We start from the raw sequence: 20,135 nt of genomic DNA on the forward strand, positions 1-20,135 counted from the left end.
AAAAACTTTGTTAGAAATTTTATATAAAAAAGCCGTTTCAATTTAATGAAACGGCTTTGTATTTTAATAAGATCACTTCTTATTTTTCTGCAACTACTTCAAAAGTTAGTTTTGCAGTTACATCTCTATGAAAACGCACGTCTGCAGTATACTGACCTAATCTTTTAATAGATCCACCAGCTACAGATATGAATTTCTTCTCGATTTCAATACCATTCTTTGCAAGTAAGTCAGACACGTCTGCAGTAGTAATAGAACCAAATAATTTGCTTCCATCGCCAGTTTTTGCAGAAATTTTAACTTCAAGAGCAGCAAGTTTATCAGCTTGTTCTTGAGCAGCCTTTACATTTGCAGCTTCTTTATGAGCTCTTTGCTTAAGTGTTTCGGCAAGCATTTTCTTAGCACTAGATGTAGCCATTACAGCCATACCATTAGGAATTAAGAAGTTGCGACCATAACCAGGCTTAACACTCACTAAATCGTCAGTAAAACCTAAATGTTCTACGTCTTTCTTTAATATAAGTTCCATATTGTTAATCTGATTTTATTATTTAAGTAAATCACCTACATAAGGCATGATAGCAATGTGACGAGCACGTTTTACAGCTACAGCTACTTTACGTTGGTATTTTAAAGAAGTTCCTGTAAGGCGACGTGGAAGTAATTTTCCTTGCTCGTTTACAAATCCGAATAACCAATTAGCATCTTTATAATCGATGTATTTGATACCACTACGTTTAAAACGACAGTATTTCTTTCTTTCTTGAGTCTCGATCTTTAAAGGAGAAAGGTAACGGATATCTCCGTCTTTTTTTCCTTTAGCTTGTTGTTGTAATGATGCCATGTTTTAAGCTTTAGATTTTTTAGACATTTTCACTCTTCTCTTCTCTGCCCACTCGATAGCATACTTATCAAGTTTTACAGTAAGATATCTCATGATACGCTCATCACGACGAAATTCAACTTCAAAGTCGTTGATTACCTCACCAGGTACGTCAAATTGGAAAAGGTGGTAAAAACCACTTTTTTTGTTTTCGATTGCATAAGCCAGTTTTTTTAGGCCCCAATCTTCTTTGGCTATCATTTTAGCACCACGGTCAGTAAGGAAAGTTTCAAACTTCTTTACTGTTTCCTTTACCTGATCATCAGATAAAACGGGATTCAAAATGAAAACAGTTTCGTATTGATTCATAATTAATAATATTTTAAACGGCTGCAAAAATACTCCTTTTACTTCATATCTACAACTTTACCTAGAATCATTATTACAAATGTGGTTATTTCTTTAATTGCTGCTCATATTCATATAGATAATCACATGATTAAATCATATTCTGTGGTAAAATTGAGCTAGCATTTAAGTTAAATGTCACACACTAACTATTATTCAAAGATAATATCTAAAAAAACTATGTCCTTATAATAAGGCCTCAATTTTCAATTTGTAATTTACAATTATATAAATAGCTTAAAAAAAACATCAAAAAATTCTAGAGGATAATAATGGCATTGAGATTAATCAATAAATTTAACATTAGTTAAGTCAATTTATTTTGCAACACCTTGCTTTCTAGCTGTTTTAAATATATCAATTGTTTATTTTAAATTATATCCATTTAAAAAATCGATAAAATACAATTCTAACAACCTAAAAACTAAATATTTATATGTCAAAAAAAGCATGGTTTACTCGCTAAGTTGTAAAAATATCCGATAAAAAGATTAAAAAACTTGTATTTAATCTTTAAACAGTTTAATATTGTTTCATAATCAATTATTATTAATTATATATGAGTAATACCATCCTAAACTGTTTTGTAGTTGACGACTCTAGTATACAGCGACTAGCTATCGTAAAAATGATAGAAGGGCATCCTAATTTAAATTTAGTAGGTGAGTTTAGTAACGCTGTAGAAACTAAAGCAGCCTTAAAAGACATTAGTGTAGATCTAATTTTCTTAGATATAGAAATGCCTATTTTAACCGGTTTTGATCTTTTGGACGATATTACTGAAAAACCAGGTGTCATATTTGTAACTGGCCAGACTAAGTATGCTTTTAAAGCATTTGATTATGCTGCAATAGATTATTTACAAAAACCTATTAAGAAAGATCGTTTTCTTTATGCAGTAGAGCGTGCTCTTCTATCCCATAAGATGAAAACAGAAATGATAGAAGATCGTGGCGAATTTATATTTGTAAAGAGTAATCTTAAAAAACGTAAGGTGTACCTTAAAGAATTAAGGTACATACAGGCACTAGGTGATTATGTAAAATTAATTACTGACGAGGATAGTCTTATCGTTCTTTCTACTATGAAATCTTTTGAAAGTACATTACCGTCTGAAGATTTTTTACGTATTCATAAATCTTATATTGTCAATTTAAGAAAAGTAGAGAAGTTCAATTCTAAGGCTGTAGAATTAGGTTCTGAAGTACTTCCCTTAAGTCGCAATAGAAAATCAGAACTGGTTGAGGCATTATCTCAATTCTAGTTATCATATTTAATTTATACCCTTTAAAGCCACTTGAAAAAGTGGCTTTTTTTGTTTTTTAAAAATTCCATCTAGATAGCTTTTTATTTTATAAGACACTTGTTTTTGTTCCGCTTCTGCGCAAGCGTACTCTCAACAATCGCTACCCTAGTAGCTATCTACATCTATATTACAGCGTACAGACCTGTATAGTTTAATAGATTCAAAGCTCTTCTTAACTCTGGTGATATAGTTTTTTATTACATCAGGCTTTTGCTGTCTGTTCATTTTAATAATCACGTTTATATTATACAAATTGCGCACACGAGATACAGCAGGAAACTCTGGACCTAACACGACTACTCCATGAGGTATCTGATTTAAAGCATCTACAAACCACTGGCTAGAATCTAGCGTGGTCTGGTAATCTCTATGTTTAAAAGTGATTTTAATTAACCGTTGAAACGGTGGATATTTAAACTGATACCGTTCTTCTATTTGTTCCTTGTACATTGTTCCATAATCATAAGAACTGACCTGTTGCAAAATCATATGATCTGGACTATAACTTTGTATCAATACTTTACCTCTTTCTTTAGTACGACCGGCACGACCAGCGACTTGAGTAAGTAATTGAAAACATCTTTCATGCGCTCTAAAATCAGGAAAATTAAGCATAGAGTCTGCATTAAGAACCCCTACGAGACTAACGTTTCTAAAATCAAGTCCCTTAGTAATCATTTGTGTACCTACTAGACAGTCTATCTCACCATGGTCCATTTGATTAATTATCTTTTCATATGCATTTTTACCTCTTGTGGTATCTAGATCCATACGACCCACTGCGTGATTAGGAAATAACATTCTAAATTCCTGCTCTATTTGCTCTGTACCAAATCCTTTAGTATCTATAGCCGTACTAGAACAAGCGGGACATTCTTTGGGTACAAATGTATGATAACCACAGTAATGACATCTTAATTGACTTTTATATTTGTGATAGGTAAGACTCACATCACAATGAGGGCACTGCGGTGCATGACCACAAGTATCACACTCCATAATAGGCGCATAACCCCTTCTATTCTGAAATAATATGACTTGCTTTTTTTCTTTAAAAGCATCTTTCATGTGTTCTATAAGCGTATCAGAAAAATGACCGTTCATTCTTTTACGTTTATGCTTTTCTTTAATATTCACCATATTAATTTCGGGCATGAGAACGTTACCATAACGTCTTTTAAGCTCTACCAGCTGATACTTTCCCGTACTTGCATTATGATAACTTTCTAAAGATGGCGTGGCGCTACCTAAAAGAATTTTTGCTTTTTTCATGTACCCTAAAACAATAGAAGCATCTCTTGCATGATATCTAGGCGCTGGATCAAATTGCTTAAAACTACTTTCGTGCTCTTCATCAATAACTATAAGCCCTAATTTTTGAAAAGGTAATAACATGGCGCTGCGTGCGCCTATGATAACATACGGTTCTTTTTGCTCTAGAACATGATGCCATACCTCTTGCCTTTCATTAAGATTATATTTAGAATGATAAACGAGAACTTGATGTTTAAAAAAGGCTTTGAGCCTAGTTATTAATTGTGTAGTTAGAGCTATTTCAGGAAGTAAATAAAGTGCTTGATTTCCTTTATCTAATTGCTCTTTAATAAGTTGCACATACAGCTGTGTTTTACCACTAGAGGTTACTCCATGTAGTAATACCGTTTTATTAATTTCAAAACTAGATTTAATCTGTTCTAAGGCGCTAACCTGGTCTTCATTAAGACGGTACAAATCCTGACCATCTTCTACATCATCCTTAACTCGATCCACATCTTTTTCCACTTCTATTAAAATATCTTTGTTAATAAGACTTTTAATCACAGAACTAGTAACGTTTGCACGCTCGATAAGATCTTTTTTTGCAATATCCTTAATTGCTCCAGTTTGCATCATGAATAAAGTCATGACAGCCGCTCTCTGTTTAGGCGCTCTACTTAAAGTCTCTAATAGATTTTTAAGGGCATCTTCTTCATTAAAGTCTTGATGTAAATAAATAAACTTTTGCTTTTTTACCTTATAAGTACTGTAGAGTTCTTCTTGCAACAGTATTAAGTTCTTATTAAGCATTGTTTGTAGTATAGGAAGAACCGTCTTACGGTCTAGAATATCCATTACCTCTTGTACTTTTAACGCATTGCGACTTTCTAGCGCTTCCATTACCAGGTATTCACGATCATCTAGATCGAGTCCTTCTATAGAAGCGTCCTCTTTTTTAAGAATAATGGTTTCACTTTCTAATAGAAAAGATTTAGGTAAGGCTGCTCTCATGACCTGACCTACAGCACATAAATAATAAGAGGATATCCATTGCCAAAATTTGAGTTGGCCGCCAGTTACCACTGGATTATCGTCTATTATAAACTCTATGTCCTTTACCTCATAAGTCGCTGTGTTTTCTTGATGGACTTTATGCACTATACCAGTATAGATCTTTGATTTACCAAATGGCACAGCCACTCGCATTCCAGGTTTAAGAAATTCAGATTCTACAGAATTAATAGTGTAGGTAAAATATCGCTCTAATGGAAGCGGTAATATGACATCAATGAAGTGTTGCATAAGATGTAAAAATAAGAAGCTCTTTTTACATTTAAAGCTACAGTTTAAAAAAATATATAGTTGTTTTTAATAATTCCGCTTTCGCGAAAGCGAGACCAACATCTATACGGTTTAAATAATAAAATACTCTGTTAAAAACATGTTGAGAAAAATAGAAACCTAGCGTTTAAAATTAGAATACAACTACGTTATCTTTATGCAAATCATAAAATTATGGATAATCGAGACGAATATCTAGTAGCACTAAGACCAGAAATCCCTAGTATACGCGTAGATAATCAAATGAGTGAGGAAGAGCGTTTTCAAAATGTAACCTTGCGTCCCGTAGCAAAATTACAACACGACCTTATCATTGCTGTTTTTAGAAACTACATAAAAAAGCACAAAAATGTCTTTTATGGTCTTACTGCTCACAAACGTATTGATTATATAGAAAATGCCGTGAATAGAGATCAAAAATTCAGAAATTCTTTAAAAGGAATCATGATGGGACATTTTACTTTAAAAGAGTATACGACCTATATCTCTAACTCTAGTGCATTAAATAAACGCATGATGAATTTAGTACGTGAGAGATTAATAAGCAGTATTCAAGTTTTTGAAAAACCGCAACTAGATCTATAAGAGCGACTCTCCATTTAAATCGGTAGTTAGAACGCTTGTCATGTAATCAAGAAATGTGCGTCCCTGATTAAATGAATCTAGAATTTGGGACATGAAATTTGGAGAGATAACCTCTTTATCTGTATAGCTTTTCATAAAATAGAAGGCTTTAAACCTTATTAAATCAATGTCTGGGTGGTTTTTATCAAAATTTCTAGGCGCTGTCTTAAGTTGCTCTCCTTGTAACGATCCCCAACTAGATATAAAAGAAGGGCTGGATATAATACCTCGCATTTCTTGAGCATCTAATTCTAATTCTTTTCTTATTCTCAATAGATCTTCTTTCTCTGGCGCAAAAAAACCTATACCTATTAAATTTTCATTAGGTTTTATACGCATATAATAACTACCACGCCTGTTTTTTCCTGCTCTTAACCAGTTTGCACTGCGATGTGCTTTAAAAGGTGTTTTATCTTTAGAAAACCTCACGTCTCTATAGATCCTATAGTTTTTTACCTTTTCAATCGTATCATTTTTATTCAAGTCCACATATATGGAAGTAGTAAAATCTTTAAAATTACTATCTAGTTTTTTAAAATAATCCTTGCGCTCCTCAAACCATGGCTTGTTATTATTTTGCGCTAGATCTTTTAAAAAATCTAATAATGCTGGATCTATCATAATTAACAGAGACTTTATTTAAAAATGGCAAGTTATTGAATATTTAAATTGTAAAATATCTATTTAACACTTTGCGATAATAAAAAACACCATTCTTTTAAAAATTAAAATCCTAATAGATACTCTATTCAATCCATGAGTATATTTATAAAAAGGAGGCAATTGTTAATAAGTATGTTGTGTTACTAATTATATATAAAATATCTTTGTGGCTAGAAAATAGAGCTTAAATACATGTATTTATATCTATTTAAGTAATTCCTTTTATTACCAACTGGAATTATCATGAAAAAATAACAATATCCAGATGAAATTTATAGTATCTAGTTCATATTTGCAAAAGCACCTTCAATTGTTGGGTGGAGTAATAAATAACAATAATACCTTACCTATTCTCGATAACTTTCTATTAGAATTAACAGGTAGTGAGCTTAAGGTTTCTGCCAGCGATATGGAAACAACCATAGTAAGTAAATTAGAGGTAGAAAGTGAAGATGATGGTAGTATCGCTTTACCTGCAAAATTACTCCTGGACACTTTAAAAACATTTCCAGAACAGCCATTAACTTTTCATGCGGTAGGCACTATGATTACTGTAAGTCATGATAAAGGTAAATCTGAAATAGCATGCGCCGCTGCCGAAGAATTTCCTAAGGCTGTAACTATATCAGAACCTAGTAGTACTACTATAATGGGTGATACACTAGCTACTGCGGTTAACAAAACTATATTTGCAGCTGGTAATGATGATTTAAGACCTGTTATGAGTGGTGTATTCTTTCAGTTTACCACTGATTCACTAACATTTGTAGCTACAGACGCACATAAACTTGTACGTTATAGAAGAGATGACATTGCTGCTAGTGAAACTGCAGAATTTATTATGCCTAAAAAACCTCTTAACCTTCTTAAAGCCATGCTACAAGGAAGCGAGTCTGAGGTATTAGTAGAATACAATGATAGTAATGCACAATTCAGTTTTGATGGGACAACTATTATCTGTCGTCTTATTGATGGTAAGTACCCTAATTATGAAGCGGTAATACCTAAAGAGAATCCTAATAAACTTACTATTTCTAGAACGCAGCTGCTCAATTCTGTAAGACGTGTTAGTATATTCTCTAACAAAACAACTCACCAGATACGACTTAAAATGGCTGGTGCAGAACTTAATATTAGTGCTGAAGATCTAGATTATAGCAATAAAGCAGATGAGCGCCTAACTTGTGACTATCAAGGAGATGATATGCAAATAGGTTTTAATAGTAGATTTTTAATAGAAATGCTTAATAATCTAACATGCAACGATGTATCTCTGGAAATGTCGTTACCTAACCGTGCTGGTATTTTAACACCTGTAGATGGACTAGACGAGGGTGAGAATGTCACTATGCTTGTAATGCCAGTTATGCTTAATCAGTAAACTGAGATAATATAAATATAAAAAAAGCTCGCAGTTTGCGAGCTTTTTTTATTTTCAATAGTGTTTTTAATTATGCGTGTTGTAATTCATGTTTTCCTTCTCGTATTTCTTCTATAATTTTTGCATTAAATGCATCTAGATCTTCTGGTGTTCTACTAGTGGTAAAACCTTCATCTACTACCACTTCTTGGTCTACCCAATTACCTCCAGCATTTTCTACATCTCTTTGTAAAGAAGGATAGGATGTTAATTTACGACCATTAAGAACGTCTGCATCTATTAATGGTTGTACACCATGACATATAGCACTTACTGGCTTCTTTTGCTCAAAAAATGATTTAATAAATTCAATAGAATTTGTATCCTGTCGCAATTGATCAGGGTTTAAAACACCTCCAGGTAGCATAAGTGAATGATAATCACTGGCATTTGCCTTACTCACATGTATATCTACTTTATAAGAGTCGGACCAGTTATCTTTATCCCAGGCTTTTATAGATTCATGTTTAGGACTAATAATATCTACATCTACTCCAGCATCTTCTAGAGCTTTTTTAGGACTAGTTAACTCTATTTCTTCAAATCCGTCTGTGGCCAAAATTGCTACTCTCTTTTTCATATCTATATATTTGTTTAAATTATTATAGCACAAAGATGAGAAGATAGAAGTCCCTTAAATAACAAAAGCCTGCTAAGATATTCTTAGCAAGCTCTTAAATATAAGATGTTTTTCTTAATTTAACTTAAATAACGGTCTCTTATAACATTCTCGTGATGCAGGTTGTGTCCAGCAATTAAAAAAGGGATCACTCTAGCGGTCATTATATTTCCACTAGCATTTCCTTTGAATAAGAGAGAATTTTCAGTTACGTTTTCAAATAAAGCTATAGTTGCATTTCTAGTACTCTCTATAGATTTTAAAAGTTCTGCTTTCGCGAAAGCGTAATCTCCTAAACTATCAACAAAGACATCTTGATCAAAACCAGATAAAGGTGTATCATCGCCTCTAAGAAAACGTAAAGCACGATATGCAAAGACGCGTTCTGTATCAATATTATGCTGGATTACTTGTCCTATAGACCATTTACCAGATTCATAACGATAGTCCAGAGGTTTATCAATAGTATTTATAAAATCTAGTGTTTTATTAAGAGACTGTTGTAATACGTTTTCTATACTACTATCCTTATCGATAAGATTCAAGTAACTATGAAAATACGTAGTGTACTCGTCGGGCTTTATATCTTTTAAATATACCATTATAGGTCTTGAAATACTTTGTGCAACAACCTTTTTTTATCATTTATACTTTCTTCTAGACTAATCATGGTCTCTGTACGACTCACTCCATCTATATCATCTAGCATGAAGATAATTCTCTTTGCATGCATCGTGTCTTTAGCACGTATTTTACAAAAAATATTAAATTTACCAGTTGTTATATGTGCTACGGTAACAAATGGAATTTCTTTAATTCTACTTAATACAAACTGTGTTGCACTAGTTTTTTCTAAAAACACCCCTATATAAGCGATAAAAGTATAACCTAACTGGTGGTAGTCTACTGTAAGTGAAGATCCATGGATGATACCAGACTCTTCCATTTTCTTTACTCTAACATGCACAGTTCCTGCACTTATGCTCAATCTTTTTGCTATATCTGTAAATGGAGTTCTCGTATTTTCTATAAGCACATCTAAAATTTGCTTATCTATATCATCAATCTTTGCCATAATAAGTATTTTACTAACAATTTTATGCAAAATAAAGACAAAAGCTGATAATAAACTAACAAAATTTAGGATTTCAAAAATGATTAATAAAATATTCCAATATCTAAGGATTTAGACCTTATTTCAAGATTTTCTTCTAGGATTAAGTCGTTATTATAGTCTAGAAAATCATTTAAGTCTATTTCTCTATGACCGTATAAAACATCTTCTCTATTTATACCTATGAGTACAGGTACAAAATAAAGAACACCTTCCTTAACCTGCTCATGATACTGCACTCCTAGTGTCTTTAAACCAGATATTGATTGATAATTTTTAATTAAAATGTCTACATAGGATTTATTCATGCGTGGTATGGAGTTATAGACATCTAGTATGTCATACTTATCTATAACAGCACCCTTTTTAATGGTGTTTATAGCGATTTTTAAAGACTCATACATAAGATCTGTTACTCTATCTCTAGAATAATCATCTCCAGAATGACCGGCTTCAAATAAAACCGTAGGCACGTGCTTACTGGTCATATAATCACCTACACAATTTATATTAAAATCATCACTGTACCTACCTATGACGCCATTAACCTTATTTTTAAGTTGGCCATGAATAGCATTTATGACCTGCATAGACTTTAATCTCGCCTGAGAAATCGTTTTTTCTAGATCTCCGGCAGGGGCCAAGAATGAAATTTGAGCTGGCTGGTCTCCGTCTAAAGACCCAAATATGGATCTCTGGCCATGAAGATTAAGACAGTAATCTGGATTAAAATGGTCAAAAACAGATCTTAAAATACGACTTTCTGGCTGGGTTAAATCGATTGCATCTCGATTAAGATCTACGTTATTAGCATTTAAGCGAGTCCAATTTTCAGTACCGTCAGGGTTTAAAACGGGAATTATATATAATGATATATTTCTAAGTAAACTATCTAGATCATCACTTTTAATGAATTTAAAAAGCGCTCTTGTAGTGCTAGATTCATTACCGTGCATTTGGGACCATATTAAAATTTTAATCTTTCCAGTACCTAATTTAATACCATATATAGAACGATCCTTAACCGATTTACCTATCTCTATATCTGACAAGCTTTTTTGCCCCATAGTCTTTAATATCGCTTTTAAAGCATCTTCAAACTGTTGGTAAGAGAAATATCTAGATAACATAAATGATAATAGGTTTTTAAAATTTAAAAAAGATTGATAAGTATGATATAACAAATGTAAACTCTATAATGTTTCCAAATGTAAACATCAGCTTTGTCACAAATGTAAACAGAGAGAATTACAAGTTCGTTTCCAAATGTAAACACACTGATTATTGATTTATAAAGGAATAGATGTTTTTTAATGTTTTGGATAAATACAGACTTTTTAACAAAGTATAACACATTCTATTTCAATATTATGACTATTTTTAAGTAATGTAATACTTTAACTAATCTAATCGATTAAAATAAAGGAATTGTGCTAATATTTCTAAATGTTTACAAAAGTAAACACAGATGTAAACATGATTTTGTTTACTTTTGTAACCTATGGTGGATTCAGCAGATTTTTCAAAAAGGTTACAAATAATAATGGATAGAAACGATTTAAACGCTTCATCCTTTGCAGAACGTATTAATGTAGGACGTAGTTCTATCTCTCACATACTGTCTGGTCGTAACAAACCTAGTCTTGATTTTGTAGTAAGTACAGTTAATGAGTTTCCAGAAGTTGATCTATACTGGTTAATTAATGGTAAGGGTACTTATCCTAAATCTAACCAGGTACCTGTGTCTGCAGCTGCTAGTAAAAGCCCAACTGCACCACCTTTACAAAGAGAAGCCAACACTACAAAAATAGAATCTGCACCTGTAGAGGTTAATGACCTGTTCTCTACTTCTCCTAATGAAACAAGCTCTGTACCTGTTAAACAAAATAAAGGGAAAAATGTACAAAAAGTTATTTTACTCTATGACGACGGAAGTTTTGAGTATTTTATACCTTAACTCAACTTTCAAGAATTAACTTTGTGAAAAATTATAAGTATGAAGTTTGCACCTCTATTTTTAGTATTGCTTTTTTCTTTAACCAGCTGTTATGAAAACACGAGAGACTGTACAGATTTTCAAATAGGTACTTTTATATGGGAACAAGAAAGCGGTGGTAAATTATTAAAAACAGAATTTACTAGAACAAAAGATTTACAAATTGAGAGATTTGAAAATAAAATAGACACATCGAGAATAGAATGGATTAACGATTGTGAGTGGAGAGTTATCCCCATAAATCCTAAAACAAATGCAGAAAGCCGTGCATACCTGTTTAAAATATTAACTACTAATAAAAATTCATATACATTTGAATTTAAGCAGTCTGGTCGCGACCAGATTTATAAAGGTACTGCCATTAAACAATAAACAATCTATACCATGTTAGAAAATATTTTCACCCTACTTATGTTAATCCTATTGCAGGCTGTTTTAGGATTTGATAATCTTTTATATATATCATTAGAATCTAAGAAAGCTCCTCAAGCAGACCAAAAAAAAGTACGTAAAATAGGTATTCTTATCGCTATAGTTTTAAGAATTGTTTTACTCTTTATATTAGTTTCTATTATTGACTTCTTTCAGGATCCATTCTCATTCTTATCAGGCGGCATATCAGACATAGTGCACTTTGCATTTAACGGTCATAGTCTTATCGTTCTTGCTGGTGGTGGTTTTATAATTTATACGGCGATTAAAGAAATATGGCACATGATCTCCTTACCTGATTTATCTAAAGGTGAAAATCTAGATGGCAAATCAAAAAAAACATCAAATGCTGTAATTACTAGTATCGTTATTATGAATCTAGTTTTTTCTTTTGACTCTATTCTAGCCGCAATAGGACTGACTAGTGATATCGAAAACTCTATAACAGCATTTGTTATTATGGCTATAGCAATAGTATGTAGTGGGCTATTAATGTTATTCTTAGCTGATAGAATTTCTTCCTTTTTAAACAAAAATAGAATGTATGAAGTACTAGGGTTATTTATACTCTTTATAGTAGGTATCATGCTAGTTACTGAAGGTGGTCATCTCGCGCATTTAGAATTCTTTGGAAATGAAATAGTGCCTATGAGTAATACAACCTTCTACTTTGTAATCGTTGTACTAGTTATCGTAGATATCGTGCAAGGACGTTATCAAAAAAACTTGATCGCAAAAAATGTAGCTGAAAATAAAAAAACTTTATAATTTCATTTTACAGAACAATAAAAGCGTCAGTTAGCATATCTGACGCTTTTATTATTCTGTAAGATATCAATGGGTATGCATCTAATAAGAAATCCTTTGATCATACATTTTTCTAATAAATTTTAAAAAATACCAAATAGGGAACTGCTTCATGAAAACGAGGCTTTAATTCTAAATGTATTAGGTAAAAAGAATTTCTTGCTTATATGTTAGTTCTTCTCTTTTCTCGATACCAAAAATGATTATTTATCCTAATATCATTTTCTACAAAGCGTTTGCAAAAAAAAATATTCTATTCTTTGTTGGGAATAATTAGTATGGAACTTTAATATCAAAACAGATCATAAAACAAGGCGTCAAATTTTTAATCCTGAAGACCTGCTTCTACTAATTTTTTTAAAAAATTACAGTTGCTGCTCTTATGTGAAAATAACACCCAAATTATAATAAGTGATCCTTTTGCTACTTGTGCGATACTCACTTCTACCCCTTTATTCTGTTTATCTTATTCAACAGTTATCCTTATTGTGTTTCTATTTGATTTTATATAAAACTATGTTTATTTAAGATTTAGATTGCATAGGCTTTACTCAACCCATAAACAACATCTTAATAAATACCAGAACGTGATCTGTATTAAGGTAGGTCCCCATATGAGAGACTCAACCATTTAGAGCCAAAGTGTCGGTAGTTATCTAATAAATTAGAAATTTAATCCGTTGATTAACATTTATGAAAAAACTAAAAAAAACACATGATAGCATTATTCCTACTTCTAAAAATAGATGGTAGTACATTTAAAATTATTTTTTACTCAGTAATTGATTTTGCTCCTTCATTAACTCCTTTAAATCATTAAGTAATTCTATATCCTTAGGCGTTACGACTTTCTTATTTTTAGGATCTTGGGCATTATTACGTAATCTATTCATTAATTTTATGACTATAAAAACCGTAAAACCTATTACTAGAAAATCTATGCTCACATTTATAAGTTCTCCGTAATTTATAGCTATTTCTTTAGCCCGATCTCCGGTTGCTCCTTCTATAGCTTTTCTTAATACATATTTTTTATCTTCATAATTTACACCATCTGTTAGATAAGACAAAGGTGGTAAAAGCACTTTCTTGACAAGAGTTTGCACAACATTATTGAAGGCTGTCCCTACTATGATACCTACCGCCATATCTATCATGTTTCCCTTAACTGCAAATTCCTTGAATTCTTTTAATAACCCCATTAAATGTAAGTGATATAAATTATAAATTATCTCGCTTACGCGAAAGCGGTATTTAAATAAATAGAAGAGATAAATATAGAATTTATCAATTTTAAAAACTTTATAACCATATTAAAATAAAATAGATTGCCCTGAATCATCTGTCTCAGGATCTGGAGCATTAGGATCTATAGAAACATCACTATCTGCAACATCACTTTTAGGAGTTGTTATTTTTTCTTCAACAACGTCTTCTTGAATTACCTCTTCTGGTGTAAAAGGTAAAGGTTCTAATAAATTTATTTGTTTAACCTTTGCCTTAGTTAGCATATTTCCTTGTGCCGCTATTCCCTTTACAGCGATAAACTCTTCCAGGTTAATTTCTTCATTATCAGGCTGTTCTTTGCCTCTAGGTTTATGAAAAACAAGTTCGGCCATCGGTTTATAATCTGTCGAGACTACTTCTAGGTACGAGTCTGCATGATCTGGAATAAAGGACTCCTCACGTTCTTCATTTTCCATTAAAAAACGTTTTACATAGTATAAATCTCGCTCTCCATTAAAATAAATGGCAGTAAGTGGTTTACTAGGAATCCATTTTTCTATAATTACCGTATCATCGTCAAATCTTGCCGTCACCTCTGGAATAATAGTCTTAATCATACCTTTTTGAGTTACGATCAATAAGCGATCTTCTCCTCTAAATTCACCTAATAATTCACCTCTTTCATCCACATTAAGGCGTTGTACGGTATCATCAAACCATATTTTACGCGGCTTTAAAGTAGAAACACCTTCTTCTTTTAAATCTACTTTTTTAATATTATACTTAGTCACTAGATTACCTTTTGAAGAACGGCCTTTAATTAAGATCTCTGAAAAATCTATATCCCACTTAATTTTCTTGATACTACCTTGTTGCCTTAAATTTACAGTTACGACCTCTGCCTCACCATTAGGGTTTGCACTGAAATATTGCATAACCGATCCTTTATCTGCCTTACCCATAGGGTATTCTCTATCTCTAGTAATACTAGTTACTGCAAATCTTTTTATATAACTAGGTCCGGTTTTACCGTCCTTATAAATGACATTATAAATAGTCCGTTTATCTTTTTTCTTAAATACCGCTACATGAACGATGTTTTTACCTATAAAGGTTTTTGCATCCACTTTAGTAACCACCATCGTACCTTCTTTTGTAAAGCAAATGATGTCATCAATATCAGAAACGTCACCTACATACTCATCTTTCTTAAGTGCGGTACCTACAAAGCCTTCTTCCCTATTTACATAAAGTTTTGTATTACGTATAATAACCTTAGAAGCTATAATGTCATCAAAGGTTTTTAATTCGGTTTTACGTTCCCGACCTTTTCCGTAATCTTTTTTAAGTTTAGCAAAATAATCAATAGCAAAATCAATCAAATGCTCTAGATGGTGTCTTAACTCTGCAATGCGATCTTCTAAAGCATCTATTTTTTGTTGTGCTTTATCTATATCAAATTTAGAAATACGTTTGATACGTATTTCTGTTAATCTCGCGATATCATCTTCGGTAATTTCACGCTTTAAATGACCTATATGGGGTTTTAATCCTCTGTCTATGGCACTTAAAACACCTTCCCAGGTTTCTTCTTCTTCTATATCTCTATAGATACGGTTTTCAATAAAAATACGTTCTAGTGATGCAAAGTGCCATTGCTCTTCTACCTCATGTAGTACTATTTCTAATTCTGCTTTTAGTAACTCTACTGTATGGTCAGCACTGCGTCTTAGCATTTCTGACACACCTACAAATAATGGTTTATTATCTTCAATAACACAACTTAAAGGAGAGATACTCATCTCACAATTAGTAAATGCAAATAAAGCATCCATGGTTTTATCTGGAGATAAACCTGCTGGTAAATGGATCATGATCTCCACGTTTGCAGCGGTATTATCTTCTATTTTTTTGATCTTGATCTTTCCCTTCTCATTTGCTTTAAGGATAGAATCTATTAAAGAGCTAGTTGTTGTAGAAAAAGGAATTTCAGTAATAACGATACTGTTCTTTTCTGGGGAATGCATTTTTGCACGCACGCGTACTTTTCCACCTCTTAAACCATCATTATAATTAGAAATATCTGCCTCTCCACCAGTCGGAAAATCTGGATATATTTTAAAGCGCTTACCTTGTAAATGTTTTATAGAAGCGTCTATTAATTCATTAAAATTATGTGGTAATACTTTGGTAGATAATCCTACAGCGATTCCCTCAGCTCCTTGGGCAAGTAAAAGCGGGAATTTTACAGGTAAATTAATGGGCTCTTTACGACGTCCATCATAACTAGATTGCCACTCGGTAATTTTAGGATTAAAGAGAACCTCTAGACCGAATTTTGATATACGCGCCTCGATGTAACGAGATGCAGCAGCAGGATCTCCAGTAAGAATGTTACCCCAGTTTCCTTGCATATCTATCAACAAGTCTTTTTGACCTATTTGTACCATCGCATCACCTATACTCGCATCACCATGTGGATGGTACTGCATTGCGTGCCCTACTATGTTTGCTACTTTATTATAACGACCGTCATCTAAGTCCTTCATGGACTGCATGATACGACGTTGCACTGGTTTAAAACCATCTTCTATAGCAGGTACAGCTCGTTCTAGAATTACATAACTGGCATAATCTAGAAACCATTCTTTATACATGCCCGTGACACGTGTTATGGTTTCTGTAGATTGCTCTTCTACGTTTTCTCCTAAATTTTCTAACTCTTCGTTTTCTTCACTCATAGGACACTAGTCCGTTATCAGTTAATTCTCTTCAGTTATTTAATAACTGTTTACTCTATTATTGTTTCGCTTTCGCGAAAGCGGAATTAATTAAACCTTTATCTAAAAAATCATTATCTCTTTAAGTAATTGCTTTAAAGATAAGAATCCCACCAGCAATAATCCAAAAAATAAATGAAATTACAATTAATTCTGACCTGCCCAAATAGCTGTTTTACCCAAAGGAAATGTCCCATGCAATATTTTAAATAATGCTCTAAAAATATAGAACCCTACAGCTATCACTGCGACTATGATTATATTTATATTTAACAAAAGTCAAATAATAAGTTTTATGTTATTGATCTTCAATAACATCAAGTTCTACCTTAAGATTATTAATAATAAATTCCTGTCTATCTGGTGTGTTCTTACCCATATAGAATTTTAATAAATCTTCAATACTCATACCGTCGTCCAGCATGATAGGGTCTAGGCGTATATCTTCTCCTATAAAATGCACAAATTCATCTGGACTTATCTCTCCTAGTCCCTTAAATCGAGTTATCTCAGGGTTTTTACCTAATTCGGCTAGAGCTTCTGCTCGTTCTTCTGGTGTGTAACAATATCTAGTTTCTTTCTTGTTTCTTACCCTGAAAAGTGGTGTTTGCAAAATATATAAATGGCCTTTTTTAATCAATTCTGGAAAAAACTGAAGAAAAAACGTTATTAATAACAAACGTATGTGCATACCATCTACATCGGCATCTGTTGCGATTACTATTTTATTGTAACGCAGGTCTTCCATGCTCTCCTCTATATTTAGAGCTGCCTGTAATAGATTAAACTCTTCGTTTTCATAAACAATTTTCTTGCTCATGTTATAAGAGTTTAATGGTTTACCTCTTAAAGAAAATACTGCCTGAGTGTTTACATTACGAGATTTTGTAATCGATCCACTTGCACTATCTCCCTCGGTAATAAATAAGGTACTATCTAGGTTATTTGCTTTTTTAGTATCGCCTAAATGTACACGACAGTCACGTAATTTCTTGTTGTGTAAATTAGATTTTTTTGCACGATCACGAGCTAGTTTTCTAATTCCAGACAGTTCTTTACGTTCTCTTTCTGCTTGTATAATTTTGCGTTGTAGAGCCTCTGCTACATCTGGATTCTTGTGTAAATAATTATCCAGATTTGTTTTAATGAAGTCATTAATAAAGGTTCTTACCGTAGGTAAGTCTCCTCCCATTTCTGTAGAACCTAACTTAGTTTTAGTCTGTGATTCAAAAACGGGCTCCATTACTTTTATGGCAATGGCGCTAACTATAGACTTGCGTATATCACTAGCGTCATAACTCTTATTATAAAACTCTCTTATGGTTCTTACCACACTTTCTCTAAATGCTGCCTGGTGTGTACCACCTTGTGTGGTATTCTGTCCGTTTGCAAAGGAGTGGTATTCTTCACTGTATTGAGTTCTACTATGTGTCATAGCGATCTCAATATCTTCAGACCTTAAATGTATGATAGGATATAATCTATCTGTCTCTGTAATAGTCTCACCTAATAGGTCTTTTAAACCATATTCTGAGTAGAATTTCTCACCATTAAATATAATAGTAAGACCTGGATTTAAGTACACGTAGTATTTTAACATACGTACTACGTACTCTGGCCTGTATTTAAAGTTTTTAAATATGTCAGAGTCTGGCACAAAAGTCATTTTTGTACCCTTACGTCTTGTGGTTTCTTCTAGAAAATTTTTACCTGTTAACTCACCTCTTTCAAATTCTGCACTAGCACTTTTACCTTCTCGAGAAGATTCTACTCTAAAATAAGAGGATAAAGCATTAACAGCTTTTGTACCTACACCATTTAAACCTACCGATTTTTTAAATGCCTTAGAATCATACTTACCACCAGTATTCATCTTTGAAACTACATCCACCACTTTACCTAATGGTATACCACGACCATAATCACGTACTATAACACGTTCTCCCTGTATAGATACTTCGATAGTTTTACCTGCACCCATGACATACTCATCTATAGAGTTATCTATAACTTCTTTAAGTAAGATATAAATACCATCATCTGCACTGGAGCCATCTCCCAGCTTCCCTATGTACATTCCAGGACGCATTCTTATGTGTTCTTTCCAGTCGAGTGAGCGTATATTATCCTCAGTATATTGTGTTGTTCCGTCCATTTGAGTAAAGTCTGTGGTATTTGGAAATATAAGAATAGTACAGCTTTAATTCCTAGTTTAAAAAGCTGTTTTAATCCACATATTTTTAATTAATACTGCCACTAAAAATAGTTAAAATTTTTAACTTAAACAGTGTGATTAAATAGAGTCAGGTAAATTATTATCGAATCACTTTAAATATAGGTTTCTAATCATGTAAAATGAATTTAAAAGTAGACAAGGCAAGAACTATAGAATTAAACTAACGGATGTACAAGCTAAATAATCTACCAAAACAAACTCAAATATCTGGTTATTAAAAATTTGAGTTATACAAAGTGTTTCTAATCTATTAGAAAAAAGCTTTTTTTAGAATACTCGGCAATCTACTAGGTTAAATTAAAAAGAAAAAGTTAGCGTCCCTTAATTTATACTAAGTATGGTTAATCGGGATATGTGATAATAAAAATACGCATAACATTTTATCGACCTCTTAAAATAAAATTTAAGAATAGGGAACTGTAAAATATTTTAAGGAAGAAATTAATTACCATTATGACAGTACCTGCCAGAATTTCTTAACCTGTCTTGTAAATATAATATTTGATACGTACCATATTCTATTAGTAGACTAAAATACAATATATATTTACATTCTCACTTCTATAAGAGGTAAGTATGGTTACTGTACCCATATCATCTACAATTTTGCGATGTATGATATTTTTAAAAATAGAAAATCTTTGTGATTTTAGGTATATCACTACTTATATTTTTTCATTCTAAATTCTTCAAAACTAGCTCTTAAAAAAGGTAACATTTTAATCATGTATTTTACTTGCTAAAAACTAAAAATTGTTAGCACTGTTTTGACTTATTTAAGCATAATTAACATAAGAAATTTTAAAGATCTAAAGGTAAAATTTAGAAAAAATATCGACGAAATGCACTATAAAAAAATAAATTTAAAAATTAACAATCGTGCTGAAACGCTTATTACCAAAAAAAATGATTGTATAAAACGTTTAATTTAATACAAAATTAACATACTGAAAACAAACCTTTTAACCCACTAAACACGTAGGGTAATACCAGTGAATCGATTAAATAGTATATTGATAACCGGTAGACGTATTCCATACACTATTCATAACACAACAGGTGTTTTCATTGCGTTATTTTCA

18 protein-coding genes are annotated in these 20,135 nt (G+C 32.2%); 6 read left to right on the forward strand and 12 right to left on the reverse strand.

What is annotated here, in order from left to right:
* Positions 1-79: 79 nt before the first annotated feature.
* From rplI to rpsF, 3 genes are read right to left on the reverse strand one after another with little or no spacing between them, the layout of a single operon-like run.
* On the reverse strand, positions 80-529 hold the full coding sequence (gene rplI, locus Q0838_RS10040; RefSeq protein ID WP_298954327.1) for a 50S ribosomal protein L9: 450 nt from the start codon (positions 527-529) through the stop codon (positions 80-82).
* Between the two features lie 18 nt (positions 530-547).
* Positions 548-844 (reverse strand): 30S ribosomal protein S18, encoded by a 297-nt coding sequence (rpsR, locus tag Q0838_RS10045; protein WP_104515892.1) that lies wholly within the window; start codon positions 842-844, stop codon positions 548-550.
* Between the two features lie 3 nt (positions 845-847).
* Positions 848-1,192 (reverse strand): 30S ribosomal protein S6, encoded by a 345-nt coding sequence (rpsF, locus tag Q0838_RS10050; RefSeq protein ID WP_298954332.1) that lies wholly within the window; start codon positions 1,190-1,192, stop codon positions 848-850.
* A 598-nt stretch (positions 1,193-1,790) separates the two neighbouring features.
* Between rpsF and Q0838_RS10055 the strand changes: the two genes are divergently transcribed.
* Positions 1,791-2,495 (forward strand): LytTR family DNA-binding domain-containing protein, encoded by a 705-nt coding sequence (locus Q0838_RS10055; protein WP_298954335.1) that lies wholly within the window; start codon positions 1,791-1,793, stop codon positions 2,493-2,495.
* Positions 2,496-2,642: 147 nt separating this feature from the next.
* Here Q0838_RS10055 and priA read toward each other — a convergent pair whose 3' ends face one another.
* Positions 2,643-5,096, reverse strand: a complete 2,454-nt coding sequence (priA, locus tag Q0838_RS10060) for a primosomal protein N' (protein ID WP_298954338.1) — start codon at positions 5,094-5,096, stop codon at positions 2,643-2,645.
* Between the two features lie 213 nt (positions 5,097-5,309).
* Here priA and Q0838_RS10065 point away from each other — a divergent pair, with 213 nt between their 5' ends.
* Positions 5,310-5,720, forward strand: coding sequence for a glyoxalase (locus Q0838_RS10065; protein ID WP_298954341.1), 411 nt, complete (start codon positions 5,310-5,312; stop codon positions 5,718-5,720).
* Here Q0838_RS10065 and Q0838_RS10070 read toward each other — a convergent pair.
* Positions 5,715-6,380, reverse strand: a complete 666-nt coding sequence (locus tag Q0838_RS10070) for a DUF2461 domain-containing protein (RefSeq protein ID WP_298954344.1) — start codon at positions 6,378-6,380, stop codon at positions 5,715-5,717. The two genes, Q0838_RS10065 and Q0838_RS10070, sit on opposite strands and share 6 nt — an antisense overlap.
* A gap of 307 nt (positions 6,381-6,687) precedes the next feature.
* Between Q0838_RS10070 and dnaN the strand changes: the two genes are divergently transcribed.
* Positions 6,688-7,803 (forward strand): DNA polymerase III subunit beta, encoded by a 1,116-nt coding sequence (gene dnaN / locus Q0838_RS10075; RefSeq protein ID WP_298954346.1) that lies wholly within the window; start codon positions 6,688-6,690, stop codon positions 7,801-7,803.
* A 70-nt stretch (positions 7,804-7,873) separates the two neighbouring features.
* Here the strand turns inward: dnaN and Q0838_RS10080 are convergent, their stop codons facing one another.
* The 4 genes from Q0838_RS10080 to Q0838_RS10095 all read right to left on the reverse strand — a co-directional run bounded on the left by Q0838_RS10080 (position 7,874) and on the right by Q0838_RS10095 (position 10,705).
* Entirely contained in the window at positions 7,874-8,422 is a 549-nt protein-coding gene (locus tag Q0838_RS10080) for a type 1 glutamine amidotransferase domain-containing protein (protein ID WP_298954349.1), read from the reverse strand.
* 119 nt (positions 8,423-8,541) lie between these two features.
* The gene (locus Q0838_RS10085; RefSeq protein WP_298954352.1) at positions 8,542-9,063 is read right to left on the reverse strand and encodes a DinB family protein; all 522 of its coding nucleotides are present in this window, start codon (positions 9,061-9,063) and stop codon (positions 8,542-8,544) included.
* Positions 9,063-9,536 (reverse strand): winged helix-turn-helix transcriptional regulator, encoded by a 474-nt coding sequence (locus Q0838_RS10090; RefSeq protein ID WP_298954355.1) that lies wholly within the window; start codon positions 9,534-9,536, stop codon positions 9,063-9,065. The genes Q0838_RS10085 and Q0838_RS10090 overlap by 1 nt, the downstream gene beginning before the upstream one ends.
* An 83-nt stretch (positions 9,537-9,619) precedes the next feature.
* The gene (locus tag Q0838_RS10095) at positions 9,620-10,705 is read right to left on the reverse strand and encodes a DUF2817 domain-containing protein (protein ID WP_298954358.1); all 1,086 of its coding nucleotides are present in this window, start codon (positions 10,703-10,705) and stop codon (positions 9,620-9,622) included.
* 371 nt (positions 10,706-11,076) lie between these two features.
* Between Q0838_RS10095 and Q0838_RS10100 the strand changes: the two genes are divergently transcribed.
* From Q0838_RS10100 to Q0838_RS10110, 3 genes are read left to right on the forward strand one after another with little or no spacing between them, the layout of a single operon-like run.
* Positions 11,077-11,532, forward strand: a complete 456-nt coding sequence (locus tag Q0838_RS10100; protein WP_298954360.1) for a helix-turn-helix domain-containing protein — start codon at positions 11,077-11,079, stop codon at positions 11,530-11,532.
* Between the two features lie 39 nt (positions 11,533-11,571).
* On the forward strand, positions 11,572-11,943 hold the full coding sequence (locus Q0838_RS10105) for a DNA topoisomerase IV (protein WP_298954361.1): 372 nt from the start codon (positions 11,572-11,574) through the stop codon (positions 11,941-11,943).
* A 12-nt stretch (positions 11,944-11,955) separates the two neighbouring features.
* Positions 11,956-12,771 carry a tellurium resistance protein TerC gene (locus tag Q0838_RS10110; RefSeq protein ID WP_298954363.1) on the forward strand — a complete coding sequence of 272 codons (816 nt, stop codon included), beginning with the start codon at positions 11,956-11,958 and terminating at the stop codon, positions 12,769-12,771.
* An 803-nt stretch (positions 12,772-13,574) separates the two neighbouring features.
* On the opposite strand, the gene mscL is transcribed toward Q0838_RS10110, so the two are convergent.
* The 3 genes from mscL to Q0838_RS10125 all read right to left on the reverse strand — a co-directional run bounded on the left by mscL (position 13,575) and on the right by Q0838_RS10125 (position 18,972).
* Positions 13,575-14,012 (reverse strand): large conductance mechanosensitive channel protein MscL, encoded by a 438-nt coding sequence (gene mscL, locus Q0838_RS10115; protein WP_298954365.1) that lies wholly within the window; start codon positions 14,010-14,012, stop codon positions 13,575-13,577.
* A gap of 111 nt (positions 14,013-14,123) precedes the next feature.
* Positions 14,124-16,778 carry a DNA gyrase/topoisomerase IV subunit A gene (locus tag Q0838_RS10120; RefSeq protein WP_298954367.1) on the reverse strand — a complete coding sequence of 885 codons (2,655 nt, stop codon included), beginning with the start codon at positions 16,776-16,778 and terminating at the stop codon, positions 14,124-14,126.
* 337 nt (positions 16,779-17,115) lie between these two features.
* Positions 17,116-18,972, reverse strand: coding sequence for a DNA topoisomerase IV subunit B (locus tag Q0838_RS10125; RefSeq protein WP_298954369.1), 1,857 nt, complete (start codon positions 18,970-18,972; stop codon positions 17,116-17,118).
* Between the last annotated feature and the right edge of the window lie 1,163 nt (positions 18,973-20,135).

The organism is uncultured Nonlabens sp. (assembly GCF_947495285.1).
Classification (GTDB): Bacteria; Bacteroidota; Bacteroidia; order Flavobacteriales; family Flavobacteriaceae; genus Nonlabens.